The following is an 18,174-nucleotide window of genomic DNA, read 5'->3' on the forward strand; positions in this document are numbered from 1 at the left end:
GGTCTAAATCCGGCCCGCATCCAGCGTGCCAGCGCAAGACCGAGACGGGCTTGGGACCGGGCGGCGACCCCGGAAGCCTACGCCATCCCGGCGTTGGACTTGGACTTAGCCACGTCCCGAACCAACGTGTGAATGAAGCCCAGCTTTGCGACCACGGCTGGCGACAGGATGAAAGGATAGAGGTCGCGCAGGCCCATGGCGCGGTTGACACTGTTCATGGCGAAGGTGAAGGGCAGCCATGCGTCGATGAGCGCCTGGACGTCTCTGGCCTCGTAAGGATTGAACCGGATCCGGGCCGTCAACTCCCCGTCGCGGTCCACCTTGGGCCGCACCTCCATGCCAAACTCGCCAGCCATCTCCAGGGTGTCGACGATGTGGAGGTAGTGCGCCCAGGTCTCGGCGAAGTCTTCCCAGGGGTGCATGGTGGCGTAGGCCGAGACGTAGTTTTGCTGCCAGTCCGCCGGCGCGCCTTCGGCATAGTGACGCTGCAAGGCCTGACCGTAGTCGGTGGAATCATCACCGAATACCGCGCGGCATTCGGCAAGCTTGCCGCCGTCGCGCACCAGCACGTCCCAGAAATAATGTCCGACCTCGTGACGCAAGTGACCGAGCAGCGTGCGGTAGGGCTCGCCCATCTCCAGCCGCCGCCGCTCGCGCTCGATATCGTTGGTCTCGGTCAGCGCGATCGTGATCAGGCCGTTGTCGTGGCCCGTCATGACCTTCTCGCCGCTGTGCGGATCGTCGGCGAGGAAATTGAAGGTCAGACCATGCTCGGGGTCGTCTTGCCGGGTCCGTAGCGGCAGCCGCCAGCGGATCAGGGAATAGAACAGGCGGTGTTTCGCCACCTCCAACTCGCGCCAGCCGGCGAGTTGCGCCGGATCGGAGAGGTTCGGCACCATCCCATTGTGGCGGCAGGCGCGGCAATAGCCGGTGGTATCGGCCGCGTCGATCAACCAATTGCAGGCATCGTACTCGGCATTCCGGCACAGCATCCGGCTTTCGCCGTTGCTGGCCAATATCCTCCAGGCCTCTCCGTCAGGCTCGATCGCCGACATCGTCTCCTTCTCCGGCAGGAAGGCGACCCGATGGCCACAGCGTTCGCAGGCATAGTTCTCGAAATAGAGGACGTTGCCGCAGGCCTGGCAGACAAAGAGCTTCAAGATTTAGCCTCTTCGGAAAGGGGAGCTTCATGGAAGCTGGTATTGCGCCTCGCGAAGACGCATCCGCCGGCTGTTCGTTCCAGTTCCTGGAACAAAATTGACGGACCGGCGTTGGTAAGCCGTACTTTAGCCGATCCTGCAAATCCGCATTTTCCCGCCACACACGTCCTCTCGGCAATGGCTATCACGCTCCGTCTGTGTGAATATCGGTCTGGCACGTGCGCTTCCGCATCACAACGGCCGATGCCTTGAAAGACTCCTTGCCCGAGACCGTCGCCGCCGAAAGGCTGCGCCAACACCTCGAAGACGTCGCGCGCGAGCGCGATAATGCCTATCGCGCACTTCAGGAGCGCGAAGCCGAGTTGGCGCGCATCCAGCGCATTGGCAAGGTCGGCGGCGTCGAGGTCGATTTCCGCGAAGGCTTCAAGAACCGTCGCTCGCCCGAGTATTTGATCATCCACGGCCTGCCGCCCGAAGCCGCCGACGAGTCGCACGAAGACTGGGTCAACCGTATCCATCCCGACGACCGCGACGCCACCGTCAAGCATTTCTTCGATGCTCTCGCTGGGGCGAGCGAAGACTACAGCGCCGAATACCGGATCGTCCGCCCCAGCGACGGCGAGACCCGCTGGATCCGGGTGGTCGCCAAGATCGAGCGCGACAAGGACGACCGAGCCATCCGCCTCGTTGGCGCCCATATCGACATCACCGACCAGGCGCTGGCGCGCGAGACGCTGCGCGAGAGCGAGGAGCGTTTTCGGCTGATCGCCGACAGCGCGCCGGTGCCGATCTGGGTGACCAAGCTCGACCGCAAGCGGTCCTTCGCCAACCGGGCCTATGTCGATTTCGTCGGCCTGCCCTACGAACAGGCCATCGATTTCGACTGGCGCAAGGTGCTGCATCCCGACGACCTGCCGCGCGTTCTCCAGCAATCCGTCGAAGGCGAAGCATCCCTCAAGCCTTTCGTGCTGGAAGCGCGCTACAGGAATGCAAGCGGCGAGTGGCGGTGGCTGCGATCGGAATCGCAGCCCCGCTGGGACCCGACCGGCAAGCATATCGGCTTCATCGGCGTCGCCCACGACATCACCGTGGCCAAGCAGGCCGAGATCGAGCTGCGGCAGCTCAACGAAACGCTGGAACAGCGCATCGCCGAACGCACCGCCGAGCTCGAATCGAACGAGGCGCGGCTGCGCGCGATCCTGGAGACCAGCAATCAGTACCAGGGCCTCGTCAACCTCAAGGGTGAACTGCTCTACGCCAACAAGACCGCGCTGGATGGCATCAAGGCAAGCTCTTCGGATGTGATCGGAAAGCCATTGTGGGAGACGCCCTGGTTCAGCGCGACAGAAGGCATGAGCGCACTGGTGCGCGAGGCCTTCCACACCGTGCTGAGAGGCGAAGCGGTCCGGCTGGAGATGCGCCTGCGCCTTCCCGTCGGCAAGCGCGATTTCGAGTTCGGCATGCGCCCGGTGCTCGACCGCCACGGCAACATCACCGGCGCGGTGCCCGAGGCGGTCGACATCACCGAGCGGCGTCGCGGCGAGGAAGCGCTGCGGCAGTCGCAGAAGATGGAGGCGATCGGCCAGCTCACTGGCGGCGTCGCGCACGACTTCAATAATCTTCTCACCATCATCCGGTCGGCGACCGACTTCCTGCGCCGTCGCGAGCTGGCCGAGGAGCGCCGCCGCCGCTATGTCGACGCCATCTCCGAGACGGTCGAGCGCGCCTCAAAGCTGACCGCACAGCTTCTCGCGTTCGCGCGCCGGCAGCCGCTGAAGCCGCAGATATTCAACGTCGGGAGCCAGGTTGAAGGCGTGGCGCAGCTGGTTCGGCCGCTGGTCGGCGGCCGCATCGAGATCGCGGTGGAGGTCCAGGACGCCGACTGCTTCACCATGGCCGACATCGCCCAGTTCGAGACAGCGCTGATCAACCTTGCAATCAACGCCCGCGACGCCATGGATGGCGAAGGGCACCTCACCATCGCCGTGCGCAAGGTCTCTGGAATCCCGAGCCTGCGCGCGCAACCGGCGCGCGGCGGCGATTATGTCGCGATCTCGATCACCGATACCGGCAGCGGCATCGCGCCGGAACATCTCGAATCGATCTTCGAGCCTTTCTTCACGACGAAGGAGGTCGGCAAAGGTACTGGGCTCGGTCTCAGCCAGGCCTTCGGCTTCGCAAAACAGTCCGAAGGCGACATCGCTGTGATGAGCGTGCCAGGCGAAGGCGCCACCTTCACCATCTATCTGCCGCAAGCACAAAGCCCCGCGACGGACAAGGAGGTCGCATCGCTGACCCACGAGGCGGCGACCACCGGGCGCGGCTATCGCGTGCTTGTTGTCGAGGACAACGATGAGGTCGGCCGCTTCTCCACCGAACTCCTGGAGGATCTCGGCTATGTCGTCCGCCGGGTCGCCAATGCCAATGCGGCGCTGGCGATCCTCGGCGAGAACGAATTCGCCGTCGACCTCGTGTTCTCCGACGTCATCATGCCCGGCATGAACGGCGTCGAGCTTGCCGGCGTTATCCGCGAGCGCTATCCGGGGCTGCCGGTGGTGCTCACCAGCGGCTACAGCAACGTGCTCGCCGAAAGCGCCCATCGCGGCTTCGAGCTGATCCAGAAGCCCTATTCCGTGGAGTCGCTCTCGCGCATATTGCGCAAGGCGATCACGGAGAAGCTGTCAGTGGCGCGGTGAATGTGAACAAGGCAAAATGCCGTCGTCCCGAATCTGTGCTTGCGCTTGTCCGGCACGACAGCCGAGTGTTTGGCAGGTCGTGACCACAGCATGGACGTCGCCGTCTTGATGCTGGCGGTTCACCCCGGGACGCGTTAGTCAGGGCCGGATTCTGGAGATCGACTTGCCGACCGTGCCCTCTGATGCCATCTGGACCTGGAGCATCATCGCCATCGCGACCGCAGGCGTCATCGTCCGGCCATTTCGCCTGCCCGAGGCGCTCTGGGCCGTGATCGGCGCCGGCTCGCTACTGCTGTTTGGTTTGCTGCCCTGGCTGGACGCGCTGACAGGCATCGAGAAAGGCGTTGACGTTTATCTCTTCCTGATCGGCATGATGCTGATCGCCGAGCTGGCGCGGCTCGAAGGCCTGTTCGATTACCTAGCCGCGATTGCGGTGGAATATGCGCGTGGCTCGCCGCAGCGGCTGTTCCTGCTGATCTATCTCGTCGGCACGGTCGTGACCGTGTTGCTCTCGAACGATGCCACGGCGATCGTGCTGACACCGGCCGTCTATGCCGCGACGCGCGCGGCCGGCGCAAAACCCCTACCCTATCTCTTTGTCTGCGCGTTCATTGCCAATGCCGCGAGCTTCGTGCTGCCGATCTCCAATCCGGCCAATCTCGTCGTATTCGGCGCGCGCATGCCGCAGCTTACGGAATGGCTGCGCCTGTTCGCCCTTCCCTCGGCGGCGTCGATCCTGCTGACCTATGTCGTGCTGCGCCTGACCCAGCACCGCGCCCTCAAGGAAGAGACGATCGCGCGCAGCGTGCCGCACCCGGAACTCGGGCGCGGCGGCAAGCTGACGGCGATCGGCATCGTTGCGATCGGCGTCGTGCTTGTCACTGCGTCTGCGCGGGACAAGCAGCTGGGCCTGCCGACCTTCATCTGCGGCGTGGTCACGGCGGCCATCGTGCTGCTGATCAGTCGGCAATCGCCTTTGCCCGTACTGCGCGGCGTGTCCTGGAGCGTGCTGCCGTTGGTCGGTGGGCTCTTTGTCATGGTGGAAGCGCTGGTGAAGACGGGCGTGATCGCACAGCTCAGCGCCCTGCTGCACCAGGCCGTCGCGCAATCGGTGCCCCAGGCCGCCTGGAGCGTCGGCATCGCCACGGCGCTCGCCGACAACATCGCCAACAACCTTCCCGTCGGCCTCGTCGCCGGTTCGGTCGCCGCCAGCGATCATCTGCCTGCATCGGTCGTCAGCGCCATCCTGATTGGTGTCGATCTCGGCCCCAACCTGTCGGTGACCGGATCGCTTGCCACCATCCTCTGGCTGGTCGCGCTCCGGCGGGAGAAGATCGAGGTCGGCGCCTGGCCGTTCCTCAAGCTCGGCCTGCTGGTGACGCCGCCTGCCCTGATCGCGGCGTTGGCAGCGGCCATCAGGTAGTGGCGGCCGAAGCGCAGCTTTCGGAGCCAAGTAAAGCCGTTTGCGGTGGGTCAATGCTTCCGGCGAGGCTGCGGCTAGGATCTGCAGTTATCGCGAAGGTCACCAATCGGGTGGATACGGCGCGGCAAGGAAGGTTCGTCATGCAGATTCAATCGAAGGCATTGGCGCGGAGCTCCCTCTTGCGCCGCGCGCTTCGGAACCTCACCGGACCGCCCGAGATCCACATCCAGACGGCCCATCCTCTGCTGGTCGTGTCCGCAATGGTCTTGCTCACCCTGCTCGCGATCGTGGAGATCGATCTCCACAGCGCTCAGCTGCAGGCGATCGGACTGCTCGGCCATGGGACCGGTATAGACCCGATCTTCCTGAGCCCGTAATCGCCGGCGCGAAATCTTGGATACCCCCCGGTCGCGGCGATGACGCCGCGACCACTCCCTGCCTCGTCAGTCGTTCTCGTAGCCGTAGACTTCCGGCAGGATGAAGATCGCGGCGAGCAATCCGATCACCGGGAAGATTGCAACGAACAGGGTGGCGTTGGCCTGTCCGATCGCCGCGAACAGCGTCGGGAACAGGAAGATCGCCAGGAACGACGGCAGCTTCACGAACATGTAGGCGAAGCCGCTGGCGGTGCCGCGATATTGTGGCCGGGCGACCATGGTCGGAATCGTCATGCAGTTCGATGCATCCCAATAGTGCCCCCAGAGCATGCCGGCGGCTGCAAACGGCAGCAACATCGTGTTGCCGGTGTAAAGCGCAAAAGCGGCGACCAGCAGCGAGACCAGCACGATCGAGAAGCCCGCAATGGCAATGCCGCGATGGCCGATCTTCGGCGTCAGCAGCGGCCCGACCCATCCCGACAACGCAGCAAAAGAGAACAGTGCCATCGTGACCAGATTGTTGCCGAGGATCGTCGAGACGCCCACCATGGCGAACAGCACCGGCAGGTAGAACGCGAACGTCGAGAACTCGCTCGCCTGCGCGAAGCAGGCGATCCAGCCGTACAGCGTGGCACGCCAGCGGATCGGATCCTTCTTGAGATCGGCCAGGAACGCACGGGTGCTGGTCTTCGGAACCACGACATCCCGATCCGGGAGCATATCCAGATTGTCGTTGAACATCTCGCGCGCGACCTGCTTGGCCTCGCGGTAGCGTCCCTTCTGCACCAGCCACACCGCCGTCTCCGGCACGTCATGGCGCATGATCAGAATGATCAGTGCCGGCACCGCGCCGAGACCCAGCGTCACGCGCCACAGCATCTCGTGGTTCATGTCGACCAGGAGGAAGATCACGATGACGCCGATTGTCAGAACCTCGCCAACCGCGAACATGAACTGCCAGCGATTGCCCATGACCTCGCGCTCGCCCTTGGCCATGGATTCCATGATGTAGGTGTAGCCGGTCGAGATGTCCGAACCGAGCGGAATTCCGAGCAGGAAGCGGATCACGACCAGCCAGGCGACATCAGGCACGAAGGCCTGTGCCAGAGCGAGCACGATGAACATCACCATCGTGACCAGGAACATGACGCGGCGGCCGATCTTGTCGGACAACCAGCCGCCGAGCAGCGCGCCGATGAGTGCCCCGCCTTGCGTGCCCGCTGCGGCAAGGCCGAGCATCAGCGGATCGGGATTGTACTGTTCCTTGATGAAGATCAGCACGAAAGCGATCGAGTAGAGATCCCAGGCCTCGACCAGGATCGAGGCCATCATCAGCCAGCCGACCTTGTTGCCCTTGGGGCTGTAGTTCGTGATGAGGTAGCGGACCGCGGCTTCGCTCGGGGTCGGTTGTGGCACCGCCATCGTTGACATTTTTTTGTCCTCTCTGCAAAACTCACTACGCGCCGAGCAGCGGCTCGATGCTGCAATCGAGCAAGCGCGGATCGATGCCCGCCTCCATGCCCGTGAACATTTCGCCCATGTAGTCGATCAGGGCATCGCTCGCCTTGACCGCTTCCTCGACGCGGCGACTGGCGACAGCTGCGAGAATGGCGAGATGATGATCGATCGTGCCCGACAGATCCGCCTGCCCCGGCATGAAGCGGTGATGGATGTAGCCGATGCGGCGATACAGCGTGTGCAGTGGCCGCATCGTATGCACCAAGAAGGGCTCGCCGGCAGCCTCCAGCACCAGCGCGTCGATGCGGCGGTCGAGGCTGTTGAATTCATCGAGGGTCAGGCTGGCGCGACGCTCGCGCAGCAGACGTTCGATGTGCAGCGCCTGATTGCGATGCGACAGGTTCGCACGATCGGCCGCAAGGCGGACCACGAAGCGCTCCATGTCGCGGCGCAGGCCGAGCAGCATGCGCTCGCGCGCCAGATCGATCGGGGCGATGTGCAGGCCATGACGGGGCCGGATGATGATGAGCGTGTCGGCCGAGAGACGATTGACGGCGTGGTGCACCGGCGTGCGGCCGAAACCGGTGATTTGCTGCAGTTCCAGCATGGTCATGAACTGGCCGGGCTTGAGCTCGCAATGAACCAGGAGCTCTTCGATCCTCTGATAGGCCAACTCGAAGAAGTTGAGACGGTTGCTACGGGACGGCCGGCCTCCGGTGTCATCCTCGTTCCTCACCACCTGGAGTGCGCGCTTGCGCCGTGCCATCTCATCCTCCCGTCAGCCCGCGTTTTCGTTGCGACGCACCGTGGACAGTGCGCTGTTGGCGCCCCTTAAAACATGTTGTGATATATTACAAGCGGGCGTAAGACTCCGCGATCAGCCGCAACTGATGGCGCGGAAATGACGACAAGGGCCGCTTATGCGCCCCGACGGGAGGATTGTTGCCGTGAAGATCACGTCGATCGAGACACTGCGCACGCAAGAGTTCTCCAACGTCATCTGGGTCCGCATCCACACCGATACCGGCATGATCGGACTCGGCGAGACCTTTTACGGCGCAGGCGCAGTCGAGGCGCAGATCCACGACACCTTTGCAGGCCGGCTGCTCGGCCGCAATCCCCTGCACATCGAGGCGATTCATCGCGACATGCTGAACCTGCCGATGGCGCAGTCGTCGACCGGCGTCGAGTACCGTGCCGCCTCCGCCATCGATATCGCGCTGTGGGACCTGTTCGGGAAGGTCTGCGGCCAGCCGGTGCACCAGATGCTCGGCGGCCTCTGCCGGGACAAGCAGCGCATCTACAACACCTGCGCCGGCACGCAATATGTCCGCTCGACCAATATCAGCCCGGTTGCCAACTGGAATCTCGGCGCCTCCAAGGGTCCTTACGAGGATCTCGATGCATTCATGACGCGCGCCGATGCGCTGGCCGAGAGCTTGCTGGAGAGTGGCATCTCCGCAATGAAGATCTGGCCGTTCGATCCGGCCGCACAGGAGAACAAGGGGCTCTACATCAGCGCAGCGCAGATGAAGCAGGCGATCGAGCCGTTCGAGAAGATCCGCAAGGCCGTCGGCGACAAGATGGAGATCATGGTCGAGCTTCACTCGCTATGGAATCTGCCGACCGCCAAGCAGATCGCGCGCGCTCTCGAACCCTACAAGCCGACCTGGTACGAAGACCCGATCCGCATGAACTCGCCCCAGGCGCTCGCCGAGTATGCGCGCTCGACCGACGTCTGGGTTTGTGCCAGCGAGACGCTGGGCTCGCGCTTCCCCTACAAGGACATGCTCGACCGCGACGCCATGCACGTGGTGATGGCGGATCTTTGCTGGACCGGCGGCCTCACCGAGGGCCGCAAGATCGCGGCCATGGCCGAGACCTATCACCGACCCTTCGCACCGCACGATTGCATCGGCCCGATCGGCTTCATCGCCGCCATCCACATGTCGTTCAGCCAGCCCAACACCTTGATCCAGGAATCGGTGCGCGCCTTCTACAAGGGCTGGTACAATGAGCTCGTCACCACGATGCCTGCCATCAAGGATGGCTACGTCTATCCGATGGAAGGACCCGGCCTGGGCGTCGACCTCCTGCCTGCTGTCTTCGAGCGCAGCGATCTCACCGTGCGCCGCTCCAACGTCTGAGGATTTCACCAGATGAGCACGTCCCTCTTCGATCTTTCCGGCCGCACCGCGCTCGTGACCGGTTCCTCTCGTGGCCTCGGCCGTGCCATTGCCGAAGGCATGGCCAAAGCAGGCGCCAGGATCATTGTAAACGGCGTCGATCCCAAGCGCGTCGAGCAGGCCGTCGCCGAGTTTCGCAGCGCAGGGCACAAGGCCGAAGGCGCGCTCTTCAACGTCACCGACGAGCCGGCTATCCTCGCCGCTTTCGAGCGTTTCGACCGCGAAGGTCTTGCGGTCGACATCGTCGTCAACAATGCCGGCATCCAGCACCGCAAGCCACTGGTAGAATTCACCACCGACGAGTGGCGCAAGGTGATCGAGACCAATCTCACCAGCGCCTTCGTGATCGGCCGCGAGGCGGCCAAGCGCATGATTCCACGCAAGCACGGCAAGATCATCAATATCGGCTCGCTCGGCAGCGAGCTGGCGCGGCCCACCATCGCGCCCTACACCGCGGCCAAGGGCGGCATCAGGAACCTGACCCGCTCGATGGCGGTGGAATGGGCCCAGCACGGCATCCAAGCCAACGCGATCGGGCCCGGCTACATGCTGACCGACATGAACGAGGCGCTGGTCAACAACGCCGACTTCAACAACTGGCTGATGGGCCGCATCCCGTCGAAACGATGGGGCAAGCCGGACGAGCTGGTGGGCGCCGCGATCTTCCTGGCATCGGACGCGTCCACCTATGTCAACGGCCAGATCATCTATGTCGATGGCGGCATGATCGCCGCGATGTAATCGCGAAGTCCAGGGAGCAAGCCATGCGCGCCGTCGTCATCCATGCACCGAAGGATCTCCGGATTGACAATTATCCGGATGCGATGCCCGGCCCGGGAGAAGTCCGCGTCAAAATCGCCAATGGGGGCATTTGCGGCTCGGACCTGCACTACTATCATCACGGTGGCTTCGGCGTGGTCCGCATCCAGCAGCCGATGGCGCTGGGGCACGAGATCGCCGGCGTGGTGGCCGATGTCGGTGACGGCGCCACCAATGTGAAGCCCGGCACGCGCGTCGCGGTCAATCCGAGCAGACCATGCGGCCAGTGCCTGCATTGCCAGGAAGGCATGCGCAACCAGTGCCTCGACATGCGCTTCCTCGGCAGCGCGATGCGCTTCCCCCACGTGCAGGGCGGCTTTCGCGAATTCATCACGGTCGACGCGACGCAGGCCGTGCCGATCGCGGACAAGCTCTCGCTTGCGGAAGCCGCGGTGGCCGAGCCGCTGGCGGTATGCCTGCATGCCGGCAAGCAGGCGGGCCCCCTGCTCGGGAAGCGCGTGCTGATCACCGGCTGCGGCCCGATTGGCGCGCTGATGATTGTGGTCTCGCGCTTCGGCGGCGCGTCCGAGATCGTGGCGACTGATGTCGCCGAAGCGCCGCTCGCGGTCGCGAAGAAGCTCGGCGCCACCGACGCCATCAACGTCGCGGCCAATGGCGCAGCCCTCGATCCGTGGCGCGCCGGCAAGGGCGTGTTCGACACGCTGTTCGAAGCTTCAGGTAATCAGGCGGCGCTCCGCACCGCGCTCGACCTGCTCAGGCCGGGCGCGACGCTGGTGCAGCTCGGCCTCGGCGGCGAGATGACGCTGCCGATGAATTCAATCGTCGCGAAGGAATTGCAGCTCCGTGGCACCTTCCGCTTCGATCGGGAGTTCGAGCTGGCGGTGCGGCTGATGGGAGAAGGCCTGATCGACGTCAAACCTTTGATCACGGCTGCCATGCCGTTCGAGAATGCGGTCGCGGCCTTCGAGCTCGCCAGCGACCGGACGCAGTCGATGAAAGTGCAGCTTACTTTCTAGGAGCGTCGTTGACCTGCTGCCCCTCGATCAATCGATCCCTGACCAGCCGCACGGCACCGCGCTTCCACGAATAGTCCGCGCCCAAGCGCAGGCCGCTGTCGCCGCGCGCCAGCACCGCCCCTGTCCTGGCATCGCGCACCTGGAAGCCGAGCGTGTATTCGGTGCGGCTGACCCGCCGCACCACGCCGATCAGCGACTGATCCGCGCCGAGCTCTTTCGCAATCGCCGCCTCACATCCGCCGCAGTCGCGCAAGGCACGCCCCTTCCCCGCCTCGCCGCGCACGCCGCTGACATCGACGATGCGGTAGCGGCCGGATTGACCCAGCGCTTCGCGTACGCTGCCGGAGACCTCGGCCATGTATGACGCGTCTGAAGTCGCCGATGCCTCCGCCGAGGCGCCGGTCGTATCCTCAAGCTCGAAATCGAACACCGCCAGCGCGACCGGCACCGGCGTTGCGAGCGCGGCCAGGATCTCGCGGGACAGGAAGATCTCGGCGCGCTCCCAGGATTCATCGTTGTCGCCGCGGAAGCTGTAAAGCTTGTCCATCACGAGCTTCTTGGCGCCGACGTCGATCACGGCGACCTTGGCCCATTGCACCAGCGTGCTCGTCTTCTGAATGCCGCCGATGACCTTGAACGCCGCGCCGTCCCGGGTGGACGGCACCAGCCGATAGCGCGAGTCCGCAGCGATGTCCCTTCGAAGCGCGGCCATGAACGCGGCCAGCCGCCGCTCGTGAGCGGCGGTCTGGTTGGTCGGCTCGCCCGAAGTATCGGTATAGCTGAAATCATCCATGGCTACGCCAATAGCGCTCTCGGCATCGGCCGGCGAACAAGAAAGGACGAAGAGGAGAAAGGCGGAGAGAATCAGGCGAGAGCAATGCATGAACGGACCTCGCAGGATGGGACGGCCGCAAATCTGGATCGGTCACTGAGGGCGACGCAGCCGCAACCGTCCCGACAAGCGCCGGGAAAATTTCACGACGCTGCAGTGCGGTACAGCGGGAACGCTTTCCGCCGCATGCGTTCTGCCCTTTAATGCGGAAAGCGACAAACCCGTTCGCACCAGGTGCCTGCCGATGTGGAATCGCCCGAGGTTCGATCTCAAGGTCCGTCTGACGTTGCTCGTGGCCGGGATATCGGCCGTCTGCTTCGCTGCGATCTCCGCCTATTTCCTCGTATCGGCCGACCGGGCCGCGCATGCGCGCATCGACGGCATCGCCGCCATCGTGGCGAAATCGCTGGAGTTGCAACAGGGCAAGGTTCAGTGGGGGGCCAACCCGCGCTCCGACTTTCCGAACCTCGATCCTGTTTCGGCCTATGTGATGACACCCGGCCTGTGTCTGGCATTCCGCGGCACGAGCGGCGGCATCCTCCAGCGCTTCTGCAGTGGCGCGCCTGCCCCCGCGAGCCCGCCGCCGCAAGCCTTCGTCGCCTTCTATCGGAGCCTGTTCGATCCCGGCCGGGAGGCAGTACGACCGGTCATTGTGCGCGGAACGAACCTCGGCGAGACCGTGGTTTCGGTCGATCCGGCCGTACAGACGGCGGAAGCCTGGCACGAGGCGGGGCGACTGATGATCGCGCTTGCAATCGCGCTGCCGCTGCTCTGCGCACTGGTCTATGCCGCACTCGCCCGCGCCCTGCGCCCCACCCGGCTGATCGGCAAAGGCCTCGAGCGCATTGCCACCGGAGACCTCACGACGCGGCTGCCGCCATTCGATCTCGCCGAGCTCTCCGCCATCCGTGACGTCTTCAACCATCTCGCCGAAAGCCTCGATATCGCGCTTGCCGAACGCAACGAGCTGACACGGAAGCTGATCGCGCTTCAGGACGAGGAGCGCCGCCATCTCGCGCGCGAGCTGCATGACGAATTCGGCCAGTCGCTCGCCGCGATCCGCGCGCTTGCCGCATCCGCCCGCCAGACCGCGGCGCAGGACTGCCCCGGATTGCTCGGAGAGTGCGACAGCATTGCCCGGACCGCGACTGGCATGATGGAGACGCTGCGCGGCGCGCTGTTCCGGTTGCGGCCACCGGACGTCGACGAGCTCGGCCTCGTCGCAAGCCTCGAAGGTCTGGTGTCGGGTTGGAACGGCCGCAGTCGCGGCCAGACCCGGTTCGAAATCCGGTTCGACGGTGCCTTCGAGAGCGTGCCTGGCACCATCAGCGCCACTCTCTACCGCATCGTGCAAGAGGCGCTCACCAACGCGGCCAAGCATGCCGGCGCAACAAGGGTCAGCCTGCAACTGACAATGGCCAACAATGAGATCGCCCTCGCGGTCGAGGACGACGGCCGCCCGAATGAGACTGCCGTCAAATCCGGCATGGGCCTGCTGGGCATGCGCGAGCGTGTCGCCGCGCTTCGCGGCCGGCTGAGCTTCGAGACCGGCCCTCATGGATCCACGTTGCGTGTGTTCATCCCGCTCGCGGCCGATCGGCAGGCCCTGGAGCACGCCGCATGAGCGCAGCCGATGCCACCATCCTACTGGTCGACGACCATTCCGTCGTCCGCGAGGGCTATCGCTCCGTGCTCCAGAAGCAGCCCGGCCTGCGCGTCGTCGCGGAGGCAGCCGACGGCGCGGAAGCCTATCGGCTGTACAAGTCCGAAGCGCCGGACCTCGTCATCATGGACCTCAGCATGCCCGGCATCGGCGGCATCGAGGCCGTCAGGCGGATCAGGCAGTGGGACAAGGCCGCACGAATCCTCGTCTTCACCATGCACGAGAATGCCGGCTTTGCCGTGCAGGCGATCCGCGCCGGTGCGAGGGGGTACGTTACCAAGACAAGCCCGCCCGAGACCCTGGTGCGCGCGGTAAAGGACGTGCTCGCCGGCAAGATCGCCATCAGTCCCGATATCGACCACGAGCTTGCACTCAGCCGCATCGGCGGCGAGTGCTCGGCCGCGGACGTGCTGACGCCGCGCGAATTCGAGGTGCTGCGGCTGCTGCTCGCCGAGAACACGACGGAGGAGATCGCCCAGATGCTGCATGTCAGCCCGAAGACGGTGGCGAACCTGCATTCCCTCATCAAGGACAAGCTCGGCGTTGGGTCCGACATCGAGCTGGTCCGGCTGGCGCTTCGCCAGGGATTGTTAACGGAGGTCTGATTGCCGCTGGCTTACGGCTTCAGCCTCGCTCCGTCAGGCGAGAACGCCGCCACCGTGTCGCCGATCCTGAACGACATCATGTCACGGCCGACGAGCAACGGCTCCTTGTAAGCAGTGCGGGTCCGCAGGATCAGCGGCCCCCGGGGAAGGACACGAGGTTATCCGCAACGCCCGCGAGGGCATCGACTATCTCGCCTCGATTATCATTGCGATTCGCATCCGAGGCCGTCGCCGCCGGGTTGAGCCGCGGAAGATGCTTCCTTCCCTGCATCGCCCGCATTGATTTAGAAGTCCTTAATTTTCCACATGTACCTCTCGGTTGCAACAACCGGTTGCTGCTCAGGAAAACTGCAGTCCGAGAGCGCTGGATGACCAGTCGCTTTCCTCCGAGAGCAGTCCAATGGGGTCATTTCGCGTGCTCGCCGAATCACTGGAACACGTGCGGCTCTTTCCCGCAAAGCGGATGATCTACGCCCGCCTTGTGCTTGCGGCGATGGCCGCGATCATCGTGGCCAAGAGCTTCTGGTTTGGACGCTGGGGCGGCTGGGCCAGCCGCGAGCTTGCCGACTTCGATGCGTTTCACATCGTCGCGCAGCGTGTCTGGATTGGCGATCTCGAGCAGGTCTATCATTTCGAGACGTTGTTGAAGATGCAGGCCGCGGTCGCGGGAGCGGCGCCCAGCTTCATGCCTTGGACCTATCCACCCCAATATGGTCTGCTGATAGCGCCGTTCGCCTTCCTTCCCGTCGGAGTCGGCTATCTCCTGTTCACCGCTTCAACTCTCGCATTTTATATTGCGACGCTGCGCGCACTGGCGCGCGATCATTTTGCGCATGTGTTGGTGGTTCTCTTTCCCGCGCTTTCAGTCACCATCGGCTGCGGGCAGAACGGCTTTCTCACGGCGGGACTGATCGGCCTCATCTGCCTCAATATCGAACGACGACCGCTGCTCGCTGGAATTGCGCTTGGCGTCATGGCGATCAAGCCACACCTCGTGATCGCCGTCAGCGTCTGCCTGCTTGCAATGCGGAGCTGGGTCGCGCTCGCGGCCGCTGCGGCCGTGGTGCTGGCGAGCTCGCTCGTCTGCACAATCCTGTTCGGATGGCAGATCTGGACCGCATGGTTCGGCGCAATTCGAGAATCGACGAGCTACCTCGAGCAGGGCCTTTATCCGTTGTTCCGTATGATCTCAGCATACGCCGCACTTTCCACAACCGGGTTCTCCCCCAAGGTGGCCTTTTGGGGACAGGTAGTCGTTGCTGCGCTTGCCTTGCTCGCGGTCATGCTAACTGTCTTCCTCGTTGCGACCCGTGGATTTTCGCAGCGATTTCTCCTAGGCACCGCCACAATAGTGTCGGCGATGATTAGTCCATATGCATATGACTACGATCTATCGATGCTCGGCGTCGGACTTGCTCTGTTGCTGCCCGAGCTCGGCAAGGTGGCCAGCCCGACCGAGCGCAGTGCCATCTACGCCCTGATTCTGCTGGCTGGCGGCTATGGATTGCTGCAATCAGCACGGCTCGCGATGGAATTTGGACAGAGGGTAGACTTGAACGAGCATTTCGCGCCCGCAATCGGCGGCTTCGCCATGATGACGGTGCTCGCATTGCTCCTGAAAATGTTGTGGCGCGCGGCATGGCCTGCGCTCGTCCCGCCGAGAGCCGCGAAATAACCGCCCTTCCTACGTTTGCTCAAGCCCAAATCCGCAATCAGGCACTGTGAATGCGATGACAAGCCAAATCGCGATCGAGCTCTACTCGCTGGAATCAAGCGAGTCATGCTGAATGATCTGGGATTTGCGCGCTCCGATGCGCCAGTCTCGTGAAGAAGCTGCGGACGGCCCAAGAGAAGTGGTTCTACCTGATCAGATTCGTGCGTGTCACTGATATGGCCCGCTGGGAGCGGGCGGTTCTTCAACAGGATCATAGTCGAGTGGCGATGCGCTACGACGCCGAGAACTATTCTTTCCTTCGTTCAATTTGCGTCGATTCGGCTGTGGCTGCGCGTCGATGAGTCCGCGTCGTTGATTGTTGGCCCGCAGATCATTCGCGCGCGACGACCGAATCCAGCCAGGCGCAGTTCAGCGGCGGCACGCGCGGGTCAGGGACGCGCACGCCTCGCGCCGCTGCATCCAGCCGCATGTCGCGCAATCGTTTGCGCTGCTCTTCGGGCATATGGAGCCGCTCGTGGCCCCACAGCGAGGGACCATCAAAGGTCTCGTGCGGCTGCCAGGTCTCGGGATCGATGACCCGCGCGCCCCAGCCGTACTCGATGAAGAAGCCGGACGGCGTATTCACGTAGAACGAGGTCATGTGGTCGTTGGTGTGCCGGCCCAGCGTATAGGCGACACGCCCCTCGTCCAGCTGCGCGAGGTCGTAACCCTGCCCGACGTCGTCGAGACTGCCGAGCTCGACCATGAAGTGATGCATCGCCTTCCGCCCCGAGCCAACCATCGCAAAGGAGTGGTGGCGGCCGTTGACGTGGAAGAAATAGAGCCCGTAAGGCTTCAGCCCGAAATCGGAGACGTGAAAGCCGAGCACGTCACGATAAAACGGCAGGAGCTGCTCGACATCCTCCACATTGAGCACGACATGCCCCATGCCGAGCGCGCCGGTGCGGAAGCCCGAGATCGGGCGGCCGGGCCTGAACGGCTCGCTCGCAAGCTCCGGGTTGCAAAAAGCCTCCAGCCGGTTGCCGGCGGGGTCAGTGAACGCGATCAGCTCGGCGACATGCCGCTCGTCCGCGAGCGCGCGCGAGCCTCGGACCACCTTCGTGCCATGGCTTTCCAGGCGTCCCGCCAACCGGTCGAGCTCGGCCGTGGAGGGAACTTCCCATCCCATCACCGCAAGGCCGGCATCGCTGCCACCGTCGACGATCAGCCGCTGCTTGCGGTCGTCCATGCGGAAGGCGCGCATCTTGCCGCCGCGATCGACCTGCTGCATCCCGAGCAGCCCGGTCGCCATCCGGCTCCACTGATCGAGCTGGGATGAACTGATTCCGATATAGCCGAGTGCTGTGATTTCCATCGAATTCCTCCGGAAGGCATCACGTTGGCCGCACCGCGGCGACTTGATACCGGCCGCGCGCGATCCTACGGTGGCGTCCCGCAATCGCTTCGCGTTCGCAATGACGATAGACACGCCGCGATGAGCCACAAGGGAGGAAATGAGAAGTGTCCAAGGAGCGGACGCAGAACGGCAGGCCGCGGCAGTCCGAGGGCGTCCGCGCCTTCAAGCGGGGGCTCGACGTGCTGCATGAGGTTAACCGCTCCGGCGGCATCCGCGCCGGCGACGTCGCCCGCGCGCTCGATCTCCCCCGGCCCACCGTCTATCGCCTCCTCGAAACGCTGGAGGAACTCGGTTACATCGCCCGCAGCGCCAGCGACGACCGATTTCGGGTCACCCGGCGCGCACTGAGTCTCGGCGACGGCTATGATCCCGGCGTGGTAATCTGCCAGGCGGCGGCGCCTTATCTCGCCGATCTGAGCAAGAAATTAGTCTGGCCGGTCGATCTCTCCACCTATGAGAACGCGGCGATGGTGGTGCAGGAGACCACTCACTCTCGCAGCCCGCTCTCGATCGACCGCGGCATGATCGGCAAGCGTCTGCCGATGCTGCGCACGTCTGCGGGTCGCGCCTATCTCGCCGCCTGCCCCGCGCGTGAACGCGATCTGATCGTCAATCATCTCCGCCGCATCGATGAGGCCGATGATCGCCCGTTCCTCGACGAAGCCCGCCTCGACCGGATGATGGCCGAGACGCAGGCGCGCGGCTACGCCATCCGCGGCGACGGCGAGTACAACCCCAAGACGGCCTCGATCGCTGTCTCGATCGTGCGCGACGGCGTCGTGTTCGGCTGCATCTCCATCATCTGGATCCGCTCGGCGCTGGGAATCGAGGAAGCCGCCGCAACCTTTGTCGATCCGATGCGCAGCGCCGCGGCAGCTATCGACGTCGGAGTCTGAAGCTGCTCCAG

At 64.1% G+C, this 18,174-nt stretch carries 16 protein-coding genes; 10 read left to right on the forward strand and 6 right to left on the reverse strand.

Annotated elements, in window-relative coordinates:
* Positions 1 to 77: 77 nt before the first annotated feature.
* Entirely contained in the window at positions 78 to 1,160 is a 1,083-nt protein-coding gene (locus K408_RS0133120) for a zinc-binding metallopeptidase family protein (RefSeq protein WP_024342863.1), read from the reverse strand.
* A 218-nt stretch (positions 1,161 to 1,378) separates the two neighbouring features.
* Here K408_RS0133120 and K408_RS0133125 point away from each other — a divergent pair, with 218 nt between their 5' ends.
* The 3 genes from K408_RS0133125 to K408_RS0133135 all read left to right on the forward strand — a co-directional run bounded on the left by K408_RS0133125 (position 1,379) and on the right by K408_RS0133135 (position 5,656).
* Positions 1,379 to 3,856: a hybrid sensor histidine kinase/response regulator gene (locus K408_RS0133125; protein WP_024342862.1), complete on the forward strand. Its 2,478-nt coding sequence runs from the start codon at positions 1,379 to 1,381 to the stop codon at positions 3,854 to 3,856.
* A gap of 172 nt (positions 3,857 to 4,028) precedes the next feature.
* Positions 4,029 to 5,279 carry an arsenic transporter gene (locus K408_RS0133130; RefSeq protein WP_024342861.1) on the forward strand — a complete coding sequence of 417 codons (1,251 nt, stop codon included), beginning with the start codon at positions 4,029 to 4,031 and terminating at the stop codon, positions 5,277 to 5,279.
* Positions 5,280 to 5,419: 140 nt separating this feature from the next.
* A complete protein-coding gene (locus K408_RS0133135; RefSeq protein WP_024342860.1) occupies positions 5,420 to 5,656 on the forward strand; it encodes a hypothetical protein in 237 nt (78 codons plus the stop codon).
* Between the two features lie 66 nt (positions 5,657 to 5,722).
* On the opposite strand, the gene K408_RS0133140 is transcribed toward K408_RS0133135, so the two are convergent.
* Positions 5,723 to 7,087, reverse strand: a complete 1,365-nt coding sequence (locus tag K408_RS0133140) for an MFS transporter (protein WP_024342859.1) — start codon at positions 7,085 to 7,087, stop codon at positions 5,723 to 5,725.
* Positions 7,088 to 7,112: 25 nt separating this feature from the next.
* A complete protein-coding gene (locus K408_RS0133145; RefSeq protein ID WP_024342858.1) occupies positions 7,113 to 7,880 on the reverse strand; it encodes a GntR family transcriptional regulator in 768 nt (255 codons plus the stop codon).
* Between the two features lie 181 nt (positions 7,881 to 8,061).
* On the opposite strand from K408_RS0133145, the gene K408_RS0133150 reads away from it, so the two are divergent.
* From K408_RS0133150 to K408_RS0133160, 3 genes are read left to right on the forward strand one after another with little or no spacing between them, the layout of a single operon-like run.
* Positions 8,062 to 9,261 carry a mandelate racemase/muconate lactonizing enzyme family protein gene (locus K408_RS0133150; RefSeq protein ID WP_024342857.1) on the forward strand — a complete coding sequence of 400 codons (1,200 nt, stop codon included), beginning with the start codon at positions 8,062 to 8,064 and terminating at the stop codon, positions 9,259 to 9,261.
* A gap of 12 nt (positions 9,262 to 9,273) precedes the next feature.
* Positions 9,274 to 10,041, forward strand: a complete 768-nt coding sequence (locus K408_RS0133155) for a glucose 1-dehydrogenase (protein ID WP_024342856.1) — start codon at positions 9,274 to 9,276, stop codon at positions 10,039 to 10,041.
* A gap of 23 nt (positions 10,042 to 10,064) precedes the next feature.
* Positions 10,065 to 11,096 (forward strand): L-idonate 5-dehydrogenase, encoded by a 1,032-nt coding sequence (locus tag K408_RS0133160; protein ID WP_024342855.1) that lies wholly within the window; start codon positions 10,065 to 10,067, stop codon positions 11,094 to 11,096.
* On the opposite strand, the gene K408_RS0133165 is transcribed toward K408_RS0133160, so the two are convergent.
* Entirely contained in the window at positions 11,086 to 11,979 is an 894-nt protein-coding gene (locus tag K408_RS0133165; RefSeq protein ID WP_024342854.1) for a DUF3280 domain-containing protein, read from the reverse strand. The genes K408_RS0133160 and K408_RS0133165 overlap by 11 nt on opposite strands.
* A gap of 193 nt (positions 11,980 to 12,172) precedes the next feature.
* On the opposite strand from K408_RS0133165, the gene K408_RS0133170 reads away from it, so the two are divergent.
* Complete coding sequence (locus tag K408_RS0133170) at positions 12,173 to 13,552, forward strand: sensor histidine kinase (RefSeq protein WP_024342853.1); 1,380 nt, start codon at positions 12,173 to 12,175, stop codon at positions 13,550 to 13,552.
* Positions 13,549 to 14,196, forward strand: coding sequence for a response regulator (locus tag K408_RS0133175; RefSeq protein WP_024342852.1), 648 nt, complete (start codon positions 13,549 to 13,551; stop codon positions 14,194 to 14,196). The genes K408_RS0133170 and K408_RS0133175 overlap by 4 nt, the downstream gene beginning before the upstream one ends.
* Positions 14,197 to 14,623: 427 nt before the next feature.
* On the opposite strand, the gene K408_RS43725 is transcribed toward K408_RS0133175, so the two are convergent.
* The gene (locus tag K408_RS43725) at positions 14,624 to 14,827 is read right to left on the reverse strand and encodes a hypothetical protein (protein ID WP_230646648.1); all 204 of its coding nucleotides are present in this window, start codon (positions 14,825 to 14,827) and stop codon (positions 14,624 to 14,626) included.
* An 18-nt stretch (positions 14,828 to 14,845) separates the two neighbouring features.
* On the opposite strand from K408_RS43725, the gene K408_RS0133185 reads away from it, so the two are divergent.
* Positions 14,846 to 15,871: a glycosyltransferase family 87 protein gene (locus K408_RS0133185; protein ID WP_230646647.1), complete on the forward strand. Its 1,026-nt coding sequence runs from the start codon at positions 14,846 to 14,848 to the stop codon at positions 15,869 to 15,871.
* A 370-nt stretch (positions 15,872 to 16,241) separates the two neighbouring features.
* On the opposite strand, the gene K408_RS0133195 is transcribed toward K408_RS0133185, so the two are convergent.
* Entirely contained in the window at positions 16,242 to 17,225 is a 984-nt protein-coding gene (locus K408_RS0133195) for a VOC family protein (protein ID WP_024342849.1), read from the reverse strand.
* A 146-nt stretch (positions 17,226 to 17,371) separates the two neighbouring features.
* Here K408_RS0133195 and K408_RS0133200 point away from each other — a divergent pair, with 146 nt between their 5' ends.
* Positions 17,372 to 18,163: a DNA-binding transcriptional regulator gene (locus tag K408_RS0133200; RefSeq protein WP_024342848.1), complete on the forward strand. Its 792-nt coding sequence runs from the start codon at positions 17,372 to 17,374 to the stop codon at positions 18,161 to 18,163.
* The last annotated feature ends 11 nt before the right edge of the window (positions 18,164 to 18,174 follow it).

Source organism: Bradyrhizobium sp. in8p8 (assembly GCF_000426845.1).
Classification (GTDB): Bacteria; Pseudomonadota; Alphaproteobacteria; order Rhizobiales; family Xanthobacteraceae; genus Bradyrhizobium; species Bradyrhizobium japonicum_C.